Genomic DNA, 16,632 nt, shown 5'->3' with positions numbered 1-16,632 from the left:
GCCGCGTCATTCCTATCGTGTTATTTCTTCGAGTCGTCTTCCGTGTTAGCTCAAGCGAACACCGGGCCCCGTTGCACCGTCCACGCCTGTGCGGAATAGGCTTTGTAACTCCTCCGAGTCAATGACCCCCTCAGCGATGACCTGGATACCCAGGGAGTGGCACAGCGTGGCCATGCCGCGCACGATGGTCTGCTGCTCGTTCGAGACGTGAATCCCACGAATCAAGCTGCTATCGACCTTCAGGTAGGCAAGCCCCACATCGTGCAAGTCAGCGAGTTTGGTGAATTCGGCACCCACGTGCTCGATGCCGAACTGACAGCCGAGTGGGCGAAGAGCACTACACAATCCGCGTAGGCTACCAATGGAGTGGGCCGTTAACGTTGCGGGTACTTCGAAGCACAGCTTGCTGGCGAGAGCGGGCTGCTTTTCTAACAGTAAACGCAGCTCGTTGACGAACTGGGCATTGTTGATCGATGCAATCGAGAGGTTAACACCGATACGCTGATCAGGATTTGCCTCGAGTTGTCCCAATGCTTTTTTGACGACGGCCATATCCAGCGCGGGCTCGAGAGCGAAGCGCGTTACCCAAGGAATGAAGATACCGGCGGTCTGCCAAGCATTGGCAAGTTCCAATCGTGCGGGACATTCATAGTGAAGCACCTGGTTCTGGGCATCGATCACGGGGAAATATGCCAACTGTGGGCCTTGTTCGATGGCCACGGTCAGTGCGGTTCGCCACTCGTTATGGTTGCCAAATAGCGACCCTTGTTCCCGTTGGCGTAGGGCAATATTCGTTGAGCTGCTACCGCTTTCGGCTTCGGCCAGGGCGTCGTCTAAGGTAGCCAGTAGCGGCCCGCGTTCGTCGTCTGAGTGATACGCTACGATCGCGGTGGCCAAGCGTACATCGGCCTGAGGGGCGCTGGCAGTAACGGTGGCCAGCGCTTGCTGCAAACGGGGCAGCAGGGCATCCGGCTGCTCTTCGAGTGGTAGCATGAGCAGGAAGTCGCTGCCGTTCAAACGGCCGATGAGCGCCTCGTCGGCGCTGGTTTCCAGGGCGGCAAGTGCCTTAACCAACGTACTGAGCAGTTGGTCGGTGGCTTGGTGGCCAAGCTGATCGTTCAAGTGCTCTAGCGCCTGTACACGCACCATGACCATCAGGCCGGTGGCACGGGCATCGTCGCTACCCAAAAGTGAGGCCAATCTGCCCATCAGCACATCACGGTTCAGTGCGCCCGTCACCCGATCATGCTGCAAATCGCGACGCAGCTCATCGAGCTTTTGACTCTCTTGGCTCAGCATTTGGCGTACATTAGCGGACAGCACGTTCATCGCCTGGGCGACTTCGCGTAGCTCTAAGGTGCGGGGCTCTTGGATAGTCGTGAAGCGTCGCGCGCTGATATCTTTAGCTTGAGCCACAACGCGTACCAGCGGGTGCTTGATGCCCCGCACCAAGACGGTGGCAATCGCCAAGCTAATGGCACCTGCCAGCAAAAACCAGCCGGCAAGCTCTAGCATACTGCGCCATAGAGAAGCGTAGGCGTAGCTGTGCTGACTCTCTAGTTCCAGTGTACCGAACTGTCGCCAGCCATCTTGAATCGTTGCAGTACCGGTGGGGACATCAAACTGCACTAAGCTTCTAAACCATGCAGGCACGTCGCCGCTATATCCATCGGCGCGGCGCTCGACAAGAACTTCGCCCTCGGCGTCACGCAGAATGATCGAACGATAGTAGCCGGTATCGAACTGTGCAGAGATCAGCAGCTCCAGAATCACTAGATCTTTGTCGAGCTGGCTCATGGACAGGGCCAAGGTGGTGGCATTGTCTGCGTTCTTGATGCGCACTTCCTGCTCGATGTAGTCACGGCTGCTGGTAATACTGATCGCTAAGCTACCTACGAACGACAGTAGTAAGAGCGCAATAATGGCCAGCCAAAGCTGTTTAATCAGCGACATAGCGCCAGTCCTCTTAAATGAATCCTTGTGATTGCATCCGCCCGATCACGCTGCGCCAGCGCGACAGTCGTGCCAGTGGGTCGGCACGGGATTCTGAACCGCCACCTGCCCAAAGCCCGTCGCTGTTGAAGCTAAAAACGGGATCTAGATCGTTACGTTGGGAAGCGGGAGAAATAGAAGGCGCAATGTTATCCAGTACCAGTGGCTCGGCGTTCGGCGTCGAATAGTAACCTAGCACCATGTGGGCTTGGGTGATTTGACTACGGCCAATTCGGGCGCGAACGTAGATCATGCGCAAGCGCTCACCCGGTACTCCCAACTGCTTTAAGGTAATGTATTTAGCAATGGAGTAGTCCTCACAGTCGCCTTGACCTTTACCTAGCGCTTCCAGGGGGGTGGCCCAAAAGTCTTCCTCTCCCCAAACGCGAATATCCTCCACCCAGCGGATGCGGCGGTTGAAAAAATCATTCACGTCACGCAGTTGGGCTTGTACATCCTGGCCGCGCAAGCGCTCCAGCAGGGCGAACCACTCTTCTAAAACGCTGAGCCCCCCCTGTCCATATAGCTGCTGCATACTTTGCCGAAGCCGTTGCGGGTTGAACGCCACAGCAGAGCTGGGATTGATCCCCAGCCCAACGCCCAATAACAACGCGCCAGCAGAAGCCAGAAACTGCCGGCGCGATAGGGAGCAGCATGGAGGGGATGATGAAGTCGACATGGACGCCATTAGCGTTGGTCAAATATCGCTTAAGACTACAAGCTAAGGCATAAAAGCGCTATATCTCCTCAGTAGAAAGTACCAATGTTTACATGACGGGTTCTTCTTGGTGTGGTTTTGCCGTTAAGTCCATACCCAGTGCACGCATGACAGCTAACATCGTCTTCAGCGTTGGGTTGCCTTGCTCGCTGAACGAACGATAGAGCTGTTCACGGGAGAGGCCAGTTTCGCGAGCAAGTTCTGTCATTCCCTTAGCGCGCGCTACGATACCCATCGCTTTAGCAACGTAAGTGGCATCTCCGGTTTCCAGCGCATCAGCGAGAAAGAGAGCGATGGCTTCATCGTTCTCTAATGCTGCTGCCGGGTCATAGTCGTAAATCTTATCGCTCATGATTCCTCCCATTGTGCTGCCAGACGCTGCGCTGTATCGATATCGTTTTGCTGCGTGCTTTTATCGCCACCACATAACAGGATGACAAGCTCGTTACCGCGTTGTTTAAAATAGACACGATATCCTGGACCATGATGAATACGCAGTTCACTGATGCCTTGGCCAACGGGTTTTACATCGCCAGCTAATCCGTTGGCTAGCCTGAAAATACGAGCAGCAATCAGTGCTTTTGTGCGCGAATCACGGAGCTTACGTTCCCACCGTCGGTAAGTGTCGGTCTGTTTAATAGCGATCATAAAAATATTGTAGTTTTTAGACTACATGCGTGCAAGCTATGAAAAACCGGTGCTTAGCCAGTCGGTGCTGTGCACCAAGTATACTACTGAGAAGAGGCCTGATACGTCTCTTCCAGCATGGGTTCAAGGGCGGGCCAAACGTTATCTAAGATAATGGGCTGTGCGTCAGCGGTAGGATGGATGCCATCGCTTTGCATTAATTGTTGATTGAGGGCGATATCTTCCAGCAAGAAGGGCACCAGCGAGAGCTCGTACTCCTGTGCCAGAGAGTGATAGACCCCGGTGAAGGCATCGCGGTAGGCTTGACCGTAGTTCGGCGGAATATCGATCCCTAGGAGTAATACTTCCGCACCCGCTTGCTGGCTCTGCTCGATCATAGTGGCTAAATTGGCGCGCATTTGAGCGGGAGGTAAACCGCGTAAACCATCGTTACCGCCAAGTTCTAAAAGAACGATATCCGGCTGACGCTGTCCGATAATATCGGCAAAACGTTGGGCACCGCCTGAGGTGGTCTCTCCGCTGATGCTGGCGTTCACCACCTGTGCGTCACCGTCGAGGCGCTCTGCCAGCAGCGACACCCAGCCCTGCTCCTGCTCGATACCATAAGCCGCACTCAGGCTGTCTCCCATGACGAGGAGCGTTGGCAAGCCCTCTTCGGCAGTGCTGGCTTGCAGCGGGACAGCCCCCAAGAATACGACCAGTAGAAGGGTGCTTGATAGACCACCACGAACGGCCGTTTGCCACGACTGAAAGGTCAGTATCTGCGTCAACCATGCTGGAACCACGCGTTTTTGTATCGCTAATATCCAAAGAGCTACAGGGAATTTACGCTTCATGTCTTACTCCTCTGACCCTACATCCCATACCGTGACCGAAGGTGCGCCGTTGCGCTCGCCCCACACCGACCCATCTGCTGCCCAGAAGGTTCCCCAAGCAGCCGCTAGCCAGCCCGTCCTGCAGGCCGAAAAGCTCGCCAAACGGGTGACCAGCGGTGAACGCACGCTAACTATTTTACATGACTTGTCGTTGAGCGTAGCGGCCGGGGAGAGTGTGGCTATATTGGGCAAAAGCGGCGCGGGTAAATCCACGTTGCTGGGCTTGCTGGCCGGGTTGGATACGCCCAGCGACGGCGAATTGACTCTTTTTGGCCATGCCTTGAGTCGCTTGGATGAAGATGGTCGTGCGGCATTACGAGCGGGGCGAGTGGGCTTCGTGTTCCAGAACTTTCAATTGCTGCCGACGCTCAGCGCACTGGAAAACGTACTGCTGCCCCTAGAGCTCTCTCCTCGAGCCGGAGAATCGCACGCTGCCCAGCAGTGGTTGGAGCGTGTAGGGTTGGGGGAGCGCACGTCTCATCAGCCTAAGCAGCTTTCCGGCGGAGAGCAGCAGCGGGTAGCCATTGCGCGCGCTTTCGTGACGGACCCCGAGCTGGTGTTCGCCGATGAACCTACCGGCAACCTAGACCCGGATACCGGTGCGCAGATCATCGACCTGCTGTTCACGCTCAATAAAGAAGCGGGCACGACGCTGATTCTCGTGACACACGACCACGCCTTGGCGCGCCGCTGCGACCGCTGCCTGCGGCTGGCCAACGGCCAGCTCGTGCCGTTCGAACCGGCCCCAGTCAACAGCGAGGAAGGCGATGAGTGATATCAACTGGCGATTAGCCGCGCGGAGCCTCAAGCGCGACCTTCGCGCGGCGGACGTGCGAGCGCTGTTCGTGGCCCTGGTCTTGGCGGTGGCCGCGTCCACCATGATTGCGTTCTTCCTTGACCGCTTAGAGCGTGGCTTGGAGCGTCAAGCGGGTCAGATGCTAGGGGGCGACTTAGTCCTCGAACAGCGCGACCCGTTTTCAGACGAGCTGCGCGCCACTCTGGAGCAGGCTGGCTTCACGCTGAGCGATCAAGTGGATCTAGTCTCCATGATCAGCCAAGGGGAGCGCTTTCAGCCCGCCAGCCTCAAGGCAGTCGATGATGTGTATCCGCACTATGGTGTGTCACATGTGGACCGAGGAAACGGCGTTGAGCAAATCGCGTCAGGCCCACCACCGGGCGAAGCCTGGGCCGATCCTCGGCTGGCCGAGTTGGTCGAGATCGCGATAGGCGACCGCGTACAGGTGGGGCAAGCGGAGCTGACCATTAGCGGGATTATCGAACGCGAAGCGGACCAGTCCGCCGGTTTTGGTAACTTCAACCCGCGCTTGATGCTCAATACCGCTGATCTCGAATCAACCGGGCTGGTACAGCCAGGGTCCCGTATCGAGTTCGAACTGTTGGCCGCTGGTCCACCCGAGGCATTGGATCAGGTTCAAGGGTTGTTGACGCAGCTTCGCCGTGACGGTGTCGAGGTGCGTGATGTTCGAGTCGACCGTCCGCAGTTGGGTAATGCGCTGCAACGGGCAGAAAGCTACTTGGGCTTGGCCGGTTTGGCGGCAGTGCTGCTGGCGGGTGTCGCGGTGGCGATGTCGACCCGCCGTTACGTAGAGCGCCACCTGGATACCGCTGCGCTGCTGCGCTGTTTCGGTGCCAGCCAGTATCAGCTGGTGACGATCTTTAGCCTACAGCTGCTGGGACTGGCGTTGATGGCCTCGCTCATCGGCGCGCTGTTGGGCTTGGTGGGGCAAGCCGTGCTGCTGTGGCTACTGACCAGTTTCCTGCCCATGACGCTGCCGCCGCCGGGCATCATGCCGCTATGGCTGGGTATTTTCACGGCGTTGGCGGTATTGGTCGGCTTTGCCGGGCCAACGCTGCTGCGTATCAAGCAGGTGAGCGCGCTCAAAGTACTGCGACGTGAGTTAGACCCGCTCCCGCCCGCGGCGTGGCTGGTGGTCGGCGTGGCTAGCATCGTCTTTGGAGGGCTGCTGTGGCTCTACTCGGGCAGCTTCTCGCTGGCCTTGGCGCTGCTGGTGGGCGGGGCAGTCCTCCTGTCGCTGCTATGGGGCGTGAGTTCCCTGTTATTGAAAGGCATGCTACGTGCCCTCCAGCGCTTGACGGGCGGCAGTGAATGGGCGCAGGCGTTGCGTTTGGGGGGAAGACAGTTAGCCCGTCGTAAACAGGCGGGGCTAGGCCAGCTACTTGCCTTTTCGGTCACGTTCTTTGCCATGGCGATGATCGTGTTGGTGCGAGGCGATCTGCTCACGACATGGCAAGATCAACTGCCCGCTGACACGCCCAATTACTTTGCCATTAACATACAGCCCAGCGAACGCGATGCTTTCGAGCAGGCGGTCGCGCCTCGAGTAGAGACCCAAAGCACACTCTACCCGATGGTACGTGGGCGAATTACACAGATTAACGGCCAAGCACCCAGGGAGGCCGTACCTCCTGATGCTCGAGGCGATAACTCGCTACGCCGTGAGTTGAACCTCACCTGGCAATCAGAGCTGCCCGAAGGGAACCAGGTGGTGGCGGGGCAGTGGTTTGTCGCGGAGCCCCAAGGCTGGATGAGCGAAGTGGATGCCACCGTCTCCAGCGAGTCGCAAACCGTCCCTATTTCGGTAGAGGATGGTTTGGCTGAACGCCTTGGTTTGGGGATAGGAGACGAAATCACGTTTGCCGTGGGGAGCGATAGCATCACCACGCATATTCAAAGCCTGCGCAGCTTGAACTGGGATAGCTTCAATCCCAACTTCTTCGTGATCTTCCCGCCCGGCGTGTTGGAGTCGTTCGGCCATAGCTTTATCACCGCCTTCCACCTGCCGGATCAAGAGCAGGGGCTGGTGCGCGAGCTGGTCATCGACTTCCCTGGGGTGTCTCTGCTCAATGTGGATGCCATTCTAGGGCAGGTGCGCGACGTGCTGACCCAGGTCACTCGGGCGGTAGAACTCGTGCTGGTTCTAGTCCTGTTAGCGGGTGTCAGCGTGCTTTACGCTGCGCTTACCGCCAGCCGCCCGGTGCGTGCCCATGAAAGTGGTCTGCTAAGGGTGTTTGGTGCAGGTAACCGTATGATTTCCCGAGTGCAGGGGGCCGAATACGCGCTGCTCGGGTTTGCCAGCGGCGTGTTGGGAGCCCTATTGGCAGAGCTCGCTACCGCGGCGCTCTACCTCTATTGGCTGGATCTTACACCCCGCCTGCACCTGGGTCTGTGGCTAGCACTTCCCATTGGCGGCGCGCTGCTGATTGGTTTGATTGGCCACGCACTCTCCTACAGCCTGCGCAAACAAGCCCCCGCGGCGAGTCTGGGATTATTAGGCGAGGCGTAGCGTCTCTCTTACAAAAGGCGGTCACGAGCCGCCTTTTTACTACCTGGACGGCAGTGGCGGTATCGTGACTTGGTGATATGCTGAAGCCTTTCAACAGGGAGGTCAGGGTATGCGTAGTAAGGTAATGACATGGGGCGTTGCAGGGGTGTCATTTTGGCTGGTCATAGGGACTGCGCATGCGTCGCTAGAGCAGTTCGAGGCGGATTTGCAGGCGGAGTTGGCGGGCGACGATGCTCGAATGGCGATTGGGCAACTGGTGGAAGAAGCCAATGGCTATGTCGCAGAGGATGTAGCCGTTACCTACCCCAACGGCGATCTGCTCTCGATCGACCGCTATCGCGTGGACGGTCGATACGCGCAGCCCGAGTCGATTACGCTAGACGGCATCCGCCTCACGGAGCTGGGATTCGACACGCCCGTGTTGACGGTGGGCGAGCTGGTCATGCGAGACCCTAGCGCGGCCGTTCCCTCACTGGCCTCTTTCGAGACCGAAGACAGTACCCTCAATGCACTCAGCTTGACCGATATGACCTTTCGGTTGGAGGGTAGCCTGGGCGATGAACTAGCCGCCGAGTTCGATAGCCAAACGCTTGCTGGCTATCTCTCCATTGACGCTCTCGAGCTGGAGGAAGTGAGCCGTAGCGCCGTGGGTTTGATTGCGCTGCAAGGGGTGAGTGGGGAGTTCGATGATCTCGCCACCGGCATCTCCGCAACGCTGGCGTTAGGCGACATGCGGATCGAGGCGCTGGAAGGGCTCGACCAGCCCGGCGAAGAGCGCCTCGAACATGCCGAGTTGAACGGTTTCAGCTTGACCAGCGAGCAGTGGAGCGTGCTGCTGGATAACGCTTGGGTCAAAGGTAACAGCTACCTAGGCGAAGCAGGCTTTCGCGGTGCCGAATTCGATCTGGGGGGGCTGATTGACCTAGCGCCACCTTCCGAACGCGATGAGCTGCAGGCGTTGAATCGTGTGCTGACGGGCGGAACCGGGCGTTTGAGTGCCGAAGGGCAGAGTGCTTCCCAGTGGCATGAGCCCGAACCCGGCGAAGCGAACGGCCGTGCGCGCCTCACCTCCGAAGGCTATCTACAGCTGGACGGCGCAGGCGGGCTCGAATTCTCCATGGATGTGCCCATTAGCCTACCGAAGGGCGCCACACTCGAGCAGGCCAGCAAAAACCCCTCGCTGTTCGAAGCAGCGACGCTTTACGGTGGCAACGCGACCGTGGCTTACCGCGATGAGGGGTTGCTGCCGCGTATAGCCACCGAAATGGCGGCACAAGGGAGGATCAGCGAAGAACAGGCGATTTCGCAAGCCTGGTCGCAGGCCCAGCAGCTCGGGCCGCTTGTAGGCCCACAGCTCACCAAACTGATGGTGGGGATGGTGGATATCATGGCCGGAAAGGCCCAGTCGCTGACCGTTCACGTGGCGGTACCCAATCCCTTTATGCTCAATCAATTCATACTCGACCCCATGGGCAGCAGCGAGCGGCTCACCTTTACCTTCGAACTCAAGTAGCGTGGTTGTCCAGTCGGTCAGTTTTTAGCGCGGCTGGCAACATGAAACATGCTCATGCAAGACCTGACGCGGATGCGATGAAAGTCGCGTCCGGCTGCGGTATCATAGCCGCCTCGCTTCTCCATGATGATCCTTTCGTAACGAGGTTCCCGCCGATGTTCAGCCGCGACATGACAATTGCTGGATTCGATGATGCGCTGTTTGATGCCATGCAAAAAGAAGTGGCACGCCAAGAAGCCCACATCGAACTGATTGCTTCCGAAAACTACGCCAGCCCCCGCGTACTCGAAGCACAAGGCAGCCAGCTGACCAACAAATACGCCGAAGGCTATCCCGGCAAGCGCTACTACGGCGGCTGTGAATTCGTCGATATCGCCGAGAACCTGGCCATCGACTACGCCAAGCAGCTGTTCGGCGCGACCTACGTCAACGTGCAGCCGCACTCGGGCTCGCAAGCCAACAGCGCCGTGTTCCAAGCGCTGGTCACGCCAGGCGACACCATCCTCGGTATGAGTCTGGACGCGGGCGGCCACCTGACCCACGGCGCCAAGCCGAATTTCTCCGGCAAGCACTACAATGCCATTCAGTACGGCCTGAACGAGCAAGGCCTGATCGACTACGATCAAGTCGACGAGCTGGCCCGTGGACACAAGCCGAAAATGATCATCGCCGGTTTTTCTGCCTACTCGCAAATCGTCGACTGGGCGAAATTCCGTGAAATCGCCGATGAAGTGGGTGCTTACCTACTGGTCGATATGGCCCACGTCTCTGGCTTGGTCGCTGCAGGCGTCTACCCCAGCCCGCTGCCCCATGCTCACGTGGTGACCTCCACGACGCATAAAACCCTGCGTGGCCCACGCAGCGGCGTGATTCTGTCGGCAGAGAACGACCCGGACATCGAGAAGAAGCTGCAGTCAGCGGTGTTTCCGGGCGGCCAGGGCGGCCCGCTGATGCACGTGATTGCGGCCAAAGCGATCTGCTTCAAAGAAGCCATGGCGCCCGAGTTCAAAACCTACCAGCAGCAGGTGGTCAAGAACGCTCAAGCCATGGCGTCGGTCTTCATCGAGCGTGGTTACGATATCGTCTCAGGCGGTACTGAAGACCACCTGTTCCTGCTGTCATTGATCAAGCAAGGCGTGACCGGCAAAGATGCGGACGCCGCGCTTGGCCGCGCCCATATCACCGTCAATAAGAACGCCGTGCCGAACGACCCGCAAAGTCCGTTCGTCACCTCTGGTCTGCGTATCGGCACCCCCGCCGTGACCACTCGCGGTTTTGGTGAGCAAGAGTGCGCACAGCTTGCCGGGTGGATTTGTGACATTCTCGACGTGCTCGCCAAAGGCGAAGACACCAGCGCGATCGAAGCCGACGTGCTGAATAAAGTCGCGGACGTATGTGGTCATTTCCCGGTGTATAAATAAGCACTGCATAGCCACGTGGTATGCAGAAGCGCTAGCCCTAGCGGGCTAGCGCTTTTTTTGTTGAAGTGCACCTATCAGGCCGAGGGGGGATTTTGGCGAATGATGCTTACCTTTTGCTGCTCTTTGGTCCATTTGCCTGCTTTCTTGTCGATGTACTGGAAATGCTCGTTGGTGAAGCTTCCCTGGTTGCAAGCGTGACGGTAGGAAACCGTGGGCACGTCTGCTTGATCCAATAGCTTGATGAAAACGCCTGGCCCGGTCAGCTCGAAGACGTTGGTAAGCTGATTCTCGACAATGTTTTGATGTACCTGCTCGATCAATTTCAGCAGATTGGGATTGCCCGGGCGGCTGGCGATGAAGTAATTGCTCAACTCTCCTTTACGTGTCGTCACATACAATTCGTCGATATCTGCTGGTACGACCCGACCCAACGGCCAGATAGCGTGGGCATCGATATCCAGGTAAACGCCGCCATGTTTATACAGCGCCAATAGCCTCCAAAAATCGGCTTGGGCAGCACCAATTTGCAGCCTGTCGTAGCTCTCGAGCCACTCTGGGCTGAAGTTCTTTTCGATGAAGTCGTGGCGCGCTTGGGTGATCATGAATCGATACTCAAAGCGCGGTGCCATCAGGCGGTTGAACAGATAGTTGAGATACACCGGCAGGGTGACTCGGTTCGTAAAGTTGGTTTGCCAAATGATTCGAGGGATACTGCTCTCTTGCTTCGACGAAAGCCAAGGGGCTGCTCTTTCTGGCAGGGTAAAGCGCTTGGCAGGAAAGAGCGCGTGAAACCCATAGCTCAGCATCTTGGTAATGTTGGCAAACAGTTTGATCACCCGGCTGATGGCCACAATATGAGGCTGGCGGGTACGGCGACGTAGAGACATAGTCGTCCTTTCGATGAGCAAATGAAAAGCCTAGCGTATCGGCTAGGCTTTCAGAAGGTACTGTGCGTCAAATCGGGTGTTTTACCATCCGCCCTGAGCCTCTAATAGGCTGCGCATATTATTATCCAAAGGTAGCTGGAAGTCTGCACTGCCTAACACCATGGCATCACCAGCGCGTACGACGCGGGCACTTACGTATAGATAGTCCTGGCCCTGAGCGTAGGTGCCCATTAGGATGGAGCGCGCATTGTGCTGAGAGCTTAGCCGTTGAACTTGGCGCGATAGAATCAATTCCCCCACGCTCTCTTCGATAAACATGCTATCGCGCATTTTGACTTCGCGAACCTGCATGCCTTGTTGGGCGAGTGCCGAGGCCATGATCTCGGAACTGATCCGACCAAAGGTCGACGATTGACTCAGATTATCGATACTGACGAACGTGGCTGCAATCATCGGGCTATAGCGAGTCAAGTCAGGATTGTTAGCGACCATCCGCTGCGCCGCTTCATGGGCGAGCTCTGACAAGTCTGGTTCTGGTTCTTGAAGTTGGGCGCTATTGCCTAGGTTAGCGCAGCCTGCCAGCAGTAGCGTCATGCAAAGCGTAGCCAACATGTCAGTGCGAAGCAGGCGCATCGACGGTAACGCAAAGATTGAGCGTAGAGACATAAACATTACCAAGTATCAGTGATAGAAACAGTCGGCGTCGTAGGCGTTCTAGGTACCCGATGCGGGGCGTATTGGCGGCGATCACCCGAGTTAATGTAATAGATATTGGAGGAGGAGTAGAGGATTTGATCCTGTTCCACTATCTGGGTGGTGATGATGATTTCTTCATTGCCTTTGGGTGTCCAGCTACCGCTGGTGGTATCGGCCACCATCGCCGCTGGGATGAGCGCAAGTGCTGGTTCACTCCAGTTACCTAAAGGAATACTGGCCACCGCGATGCCGCTCGCTAAGGCCGTGTAAGCGCCAAAGGGTGGTCGTGTATAGCCACGATCTCGGTGCTCGACGACTTCCACATCGATTTGAATCGTGGCGCCGTTGGCACGTGGCTGTGTCGTGACGCTACCGCCGCCGGATACGAGCTCGCTGGTTAGCAGTGTTCTAAAGCCACGCTCGAATTCCCCGCCACTGTAATAGGAGCCGTACTGCTCATGCTCCGGCGCCGCAATGTGCAAGTCGCGAAAACGTACTCGTTCGCTGGATAAAATGCCCGCGGCTTCATGCTGTGCAAGGACCTCCCAATGCTGGGCTGCCTGCATCTTTTGCTGTTCCGAATAGGGGTATGTCGTAGCAATGGGCGCTTGGGAAGTGCTGGCGTAAAAACAGCCGCTGAGCATCAGGCTCGCAAGTCCCAGGCCAACGGGGCGTAAATAACGGGCAATGGGGTGTGTCATAGGACGAGTGCGCACCTGGTAGTTCCTTATCGCTACTAATCGGCTTTTTGATAGACTAGTTTGCCATGCTTAGCATAGATCGGCCACGAGGTTAAAAACTTGAATGAGTAATCACCCCCATGCTTGAGGACCACCGTAGCGGCCCGCGTCATGATTCGCTGCTATCGACATACCCTGAGGACGATAGCAACAGCGGATGGATGATTAGCTATATCGATATCATGACGCTCCTCGTCGCGCTGTTCGTCATCATTATCGCCGCCGCCGGCGTCACGGGTCCCAATTGGGCCCCTGACGAGCCAGTAGCGGACACAAGCACGGCCCTTACGACACCATTGGAAGTGCCTTTGCCGACCCTGCTGGAGGAGCGGCGCCAGTCACGTCCGCTGATGCCGACAGTGGTGCCGGGTGAGCTCAACCCCATGGCGATCAGCGCCGCATTGGGTGTTGCAGGACTGCCGCCACGCGTCGCACGTTCGCCCAGCGCGCCGCCCTTATTGGCGCTTCCCGCTGATGCCGATGCAGAGTCCAGTTCAGAGTGGAACCTGGTCGCATCGCTGACGGACAGTCGCCAGGCCAGGCGGCCGTCTCCCTCTTTGTCACAGCCGCTTCCCCGGTTGCCCACGCCACTGCTCCAGGTAGAAGCACCGTCGGAGGCACTGCCTTTGGCCGATTATATGGTGCTGCTCACGGACCGGCCGCCGGTGAACGTCCGCGAGGTGAGCGATGAGGCAATCAGTGGCGCGCTTGCGCTGATGGACAACCTCGCTGAACGGGTCGATACCTCGCCTTACTTACCCAACCTGGAGGGTGTCGAAGTCTCGCGTGTGGCAGAGGGAATTAGTCTTAGGGTGCAAGATAGGCTGCTGTTCCCTTCGGCAACCGCCGAACTGACCCAGGGAGGTGCCTCGCTGGTGGGTAGTCTGTTGGAAACGATCCAGCGTTACGAGGGGGAGGTGTGGGTCGAAGGCCACTCCGATAGCCAAACTATCAACACCCCGGAATTTTCGTCCAATTGGGCACTCTCCAGCGCCCGTGCCATCGCCATCGTCGAAGCCTTGGAAGCGGCTGGCGTTGCTGCAGAGCGCTTGCGAGCCGTGGGGTTAGCCGCGACGCAGCCGCTCGAAGACAACAGCACCGCAGAGGGTAGGGCGCGTAATCGCCGTGTCGAAGTCGTCATTCACGTAGAGTGATGTTTTCGTCGAAGGGGGATGTACTAAATGAGCGTGTGGGAGGAGTGAGCTGAAAAAAAAAAGCCCGCCGGGGGAGGCGGGCATGAAAGGGCTTGGCTCACTGCAGCCCACTGACATCAGGTGAGGGGGTGTACAAGGTTGTCAGTGGGTACAATCCGAGTATAGCTATTTGCGAGCGTTTGCCAAGGCCTTGTGCAACTTTTTTTACAGGTATTTCACGACTAGATATTTCACGACTGGGGTTGTTTATGACGCCCTAAACCGCACTATGTTAGTGCATTTTAGGTGCTCTATTTTGGTGCCCTCATAATCGGTCATGCCGATTCTTTTTTAAGTTTTTGATTTATTTTATATAAATAGTGTTGGCACACATTCTGCTTTATTGCTTATCTGAGAACGACGCCTGAGTAACGGCTTTTCAGATTGCGATAAGGTGGCGCCATGAACGAACACTCCCGCACGACACAGACTCCCCGCATGTTGGCGAGTCTTCCTCTCCAGCCTCTTGGAAGCCCTGATCCGGCGCTGACACCGCGTTTGGTGGTGACCGATCTCGACGGGTCGCTGCTCGATCATCATAGCTACGATTTTTCGCCTGCAGCACCTTGGCTCGCACGCCTGAAACAGCTGGGCGTGCCGGTGATTCCGGTGACCAGCAAAACCCGTGCCGAACTAGTGACGTTGCGTGAGTCGCTGGGCCTGACCGCAACGCCATTCGTAGCGGAAAACGGCGCAGTGATCGGCTTGCCCCCAGGCTGGTGCCATGCGCGGCTGGATCGCCCTGGCAGCGGTCTAGATGGGGTGGTCGTCAAGCACACCGGCGTGGACGTTGGGTTCATCCGCGCGCGACTGAACGTGTGGCGCACGCGGCTGGGCGTGCGTTTCACTCGAATGAGCGAGCTCGATATCACTGAGGTCATGTCGCTGACGGGATTGGATGAGACGCGCGCGAGAGCTGCCCGACAGCGCGAAGGCAGCGAGCCGCTCATCTGGCAAGACGACGACACTGCCCTAAAAAATTTCCGCTTAGCGCTAGAGGGCGACGGCCTGATGCTGACTCAAGGTGGGCGTTTTTGGCATGTAATGGGCAACGCTTCGGATAAAGGCAGCGCCGTCGATTGGCTCATCAAGCGCTTTACTGCGCTGCGCGGCCGTCCGCCGCTATCTCTAGGCCTGGGCGATGGTCCCAACGATGTATCCATGCTCGAGGCGGTCGATCAGGCCGTGGTCATCAAAGGGTGCCACGAACTGGCCGTCACCCCGTCGAATGAAGCGCTGTATCGCACTCGAGCGGCCGGACCCGCCGGCTGGGCCGAGGGGGTGGCCCACTGGTGGGGGCGAGACGACCGCCGACTAGCGGCGGCCCCAGTACTGCTAGCCGTCACGGCCTAACCCATCAAGAGGTTCGCGTATGAGTGACTTCCATCAAAACGGCGTCATCACCGATTTTCATAATCTTACCCGTCGCCCGGTCGAGGCGCTCGAGCAAGAGCTAAGCCAGTTCGCCAACCGTCGACCGATGGGGCTCATCCTGCCGTCGCTGTTTTCCGAGTTGGAGGGACCCGCGCTATCGGCGATCGTCGATGAGTTGGTAAAGGTGCCGTATCTCAATGAAATCGTGATCGGCCTGGATCGTGCCGACCGTGAACAGTTTTTGTATGCCCGCGAGTTTTTCTCCCGTTTGCCTCAGCACACGCGCATTTTATGGAACGACGGCCCACGTTTGCGCGAACTCGATGCCGAGCTGGAGAGCCACGGCCTGGGCGCACTAGAGCCCGGCAAAGGACGCAACGTGTGGTACTGCGCGGGATACGTATTGGCCTCCGGCCGTTCATCGGTGGTAGGCCTACACGACTGCGATATTCTCACCTATGACCGTAGCTTGCTGGCGCGGCTCATGTATCCCGTGGCGCATCCTCGCTTCAACTACAGCTTCTGTAAAGGGTATTACCCTCGTATTGCCGAAGGAAAGTTGAATGGCCGCGTGTCGCGGCTGATGGTGACGCCGCTGCTGCGGGCGCTCAAGACCGTATGCGGGCCGCTGCCTTATCTGGATTATTTGGATAGCTTTCGTTATCCGCTCTCGGGCGAGTTTGCAATGCGCAGCGACGTGCTGGAAGGCATTCGTATTCCCGCCGACTGGGGGCTTGAAATCGGCGTGCTGTCCGAGCTCCAGCGTAACTACTCTCATCGTCAACTATGTCAGGTGGACATTGCCGATGCCTATGACCACAAGCATCAGCCCGTCAGCGAGGGGGATGCTACCGGTGGCCTGAACCGAATGAGCTTGGACATCGCCAAGGCCCTGTATCGCAAGTTAGCGACGCAAGGAGTGAGCTTTAGCAGTGAAGACTTCCGCACGCTCAAAGCCACGTACTATCGTTTGGCGCTCGATTTGATCGAAGCTTACGATCACGACGCCACCATGAATGGCCTCAGTTTGGATCGTCACTGTGAAGAGCAGGCGGTAGAGCTGTTTGCCAGCAACCTGTTGGAAGCGGGAAACCTGTTTTTGGACAATCCCCGGGAGCGGCCCTTCATTCCTAGCTGGAACCGCGTACAAGCCGCCGTGCCCGACCTGTTGGCCAGAATGCACGAGGCGGTAGAGCTGGATAATCAAGGCAAGGTCTAGTCGAGGCGTATTAGGCATGGCATGGCCTCC

Annotated in this window: 15 protein-coding genes; 7 read left to right on the top strand and 8 right to left on the bottom strand. The window is 57.6% G+C overall.

All coding sequences use genetic code 11. The features are described 5' to 3' along the window. Nucleotides 1–45: 45 nt before the first annotated feature. The 5 genes from GYM47_RS11840 to GYM47_RS11820 form a co-directional block, all read right to left on the bottom strand. Nucleotides 46–1,953: an EAL domain-containing protein gene (locus GYM47_RS11840; protein ID WP_153842729.1), complete on the bottom strand. Its 1,908-nt coding sequence runs from the start codon at nucleotides 1,951–1,953 to the stop codon at nucleotides 46–48. Between the two features lie 13 nt (nucleotides 1,954–1,966). Continuing rightward, nucleotides 1,967–2,680, bottom strand: coding sequence for a transglutaminase-like cysteine peptidase (locus GYM47_RS11835; RefSeq protein ID WP_153842730.1), 714 nt, complete (start codon nucleotides 2,678–2,680; stop codon nucleotides 1,967–1,969). Nucleotides 2,681–2,759: 79 nt separating this feature from the next. After that, on the bottom strand, nucleotides 2,760–3,062 hold the full coding sequence (locus tag GYM47_RS11830; protein WP_044630743.1) for an addiction module antidote protein: 303 nt from the start codon (nucleotides 3,060–3,062) through the stop codon (nucleotides 2,760–2,762). After that, on the bottom strand, nucleotides 3,059–3,358 hold the full coding sequence (locus GYM47_RS11825) for a type II toxin-antitoxin system RelE/ParE family toxin (protein WP_153842731.1): 300 nt from the start codon (nucleotides 3,356–3,358) through the stop codon (nucleotides 3,059–3,061). Before GYM47_RS11825 ends, GYM47_RS11830 begins: the two co-directional genes overlap by 4 nt. An 83-nt stretch (nucleotides 3,359–3,441) precedes the next feature. Beyond that, nucleotides 3,442–4,194 carry an arylesterase gene (locus GYM47_RS11820; protein ID WP_422822485.1) on the bottom strand — a complete coding sequence of 251 codons (753 nt, stop codon included), beginning with the start codon at nucleotides 4,192–4,194 and terminating at the stop codon, nucleotides 3,442–3,444. Here GYM47_RS11820 and GYM47_RS11815 point away from each other — a divergent pair. The 4 genes from GYM47_RS11815 to glyA all read left to right on the top strand — a co-directional run bounded on the left by GYM47_RS11815 (nucleotide 4,193) and on the right by glyA (nucleotide 10,493). Beyond that, the gene (locus tag GYM47_RS11815; protein ID WP_139526950.1) at nucleotides 4,193–5,008 is read left to right on the top strand and encodes an ABC transporter ATP-binding protein; all 816 of its coding nucleotides are present in this window, start codon (nucleotides 4,193–4,195) and stop codon (nucleotides 5,006–5,008) included. The genes GYM47_RS11820 and GYM47_RS11815 overlap by 2 nt on opposite strands. Continuing rightward, nucleotides 5,001–7,559, top strand: coding sequence for an ABC transporter permease (locus GYM47_RS11810; RefSeq protein WP_139526952.1), 2,559 nt, complete (start codon nucleotides 5,001–5,003; stop codon nucleotides 7,557–7,559). The genes GYM47_RS11815 and GYM47_RS11810 overlap by 8 nt, the downstream gene beginning before the upstream one ends. Nucleotides 7,560–7,668: 109 nt before the next feature. Further along, complete coding sequence (locus GYM47_RS11805; RefSeq protein WP_153842732.1) at nucleotides 7,669–9,072, top strand: hypothetical protein; 1,404 nt, start codon at nucleotides 7,669–7,671, stop codon at nucleotides 9,070–9,072. Nucleotides 9,073–9,227: 155 nt separating this feature from the next. After that, nucleotides 9,228–10,493 (top strand): serine hydroxymethyltransferase, encoded by a 1,266-nt coding sequence (gene glyA / locus GYM47_RS11800; RefSeq protein WP_153842733.1) that lies wholly within the window; start codon nucleotides 9,228–9,230, stop codon nucleotides 10,491–10,493. 74 nt (nucleotides 10,494–10,567) lie between these two features. Here the strand turns inward: glyA and GYM47_RS11795 are convergent, their stop codons facing one another. The 3 genes from GYM47_RS11795 to GYM47_RS11785 all read right to left on the bottom strand — a co-directional run bounded on the left by GYM47_RS11795 (nucleotide 10,568) and on the right by GYM47_RS11785 (nucleotide 12,777). Next, nucleotides 10,568–11,380 (bottom strand): glycosyltransferase family 32 protein, encoded by an 813-nt coding sequence (locus GYM47_RS11795; RefSeq protein WP_153842734.1) that lies wholly within the window; start codon nucleotides 11,378–11,380, stop codon nucleotides 10,568–10,570. Nucleotides 11,381–11,461: 81 nt separating this feature from the next. Next, nucleotides 11,462–12,046, bottom strand: coding sequence for a FlgO family outer membrane protein (locus GYM47_RS11790; RefSeq protein WP_168444458.1), 585 nt, complete (start codon nucleotides 12,044–12,046; stop codon nucleotides 11,462–11,464). Nucleotides 12,047–12,051: 5 nt separating this feature from the next. Next, on the bottom strand, nucleotides 12,052–12,777 hold the full coding sequence (locus tag GYM47_RS11785; RefSeq protein WP_139527243.1) for a hypothetical protein: 726 nt from the start codon (nucleotides 12,775–12,777) through the stop codon (nucleotides 12,052–12,054). Between the two features lie 119 nt (nucleotides 12,778–12,896). Here GYM47_RS11785 and GYM47_RS11780 point away from each other — a divergent pair, with 119 nt between their 5' ends. From GYM47_RS11780 to GYM47_RS11770, 3 genes are all read left to right on the top strand, one after another. Next, nucleotides 12,897–13,970, top strand: a complete 1,074-nt coding sequence (locus GYM47_RS11780) for an OmpA family protein (RefSeq protein ID WP_153842735.1) — start codon at nucleotides 12,897–12,899, stop codon at nucleotides 13,968–13,970. Between the two features lie 441 nt (nucleotides 13,971–14,411). Continuing rightward, nucleotides 14,412–15,362: an HAD-IIB family hydrolase gene (locus tag GYM47_RS11775; protein WP_168444457.1), complete on the top strand. Its 951-nt coding sequence runs from the start codon at nucleotides 14,412–14,414 to the stop codon at nucleotides 15,360–15,362. Between the two features lie 19 nt (nucleotides 15,363–15,381). Continuing rightward, nucleotides 15,382–16,602: a glycosyltransferase family protein gene (locus GYM47_RS11770; protein WP_139526964.1), complete on the top strand. Its 1,221-nt coding sequence runs from the start codon at nucleotides 15,382–15,384 to the stop codon at nucleotides 16,600–16,602. Nucleotides 16,603–16,632 lie beyond the last annotated feature (30 nt).

It is taken from the genome of Vreelandella piezotolerans (assembly GCF_012427705.1).
GTDB classification, from domain to species: domain Bacteria; phylum Pseudomonadota; class Gammaproteobacteria; order Pseudomonadales; family Halomonadaceae; genus Vreelandella; species Vreelandella piezotolerans.
The sequence above is the reverse complement of the archived record's forward strand: the minus strand, read 5'-3'. Positions and strand labels throughout refer to the sequence as shown.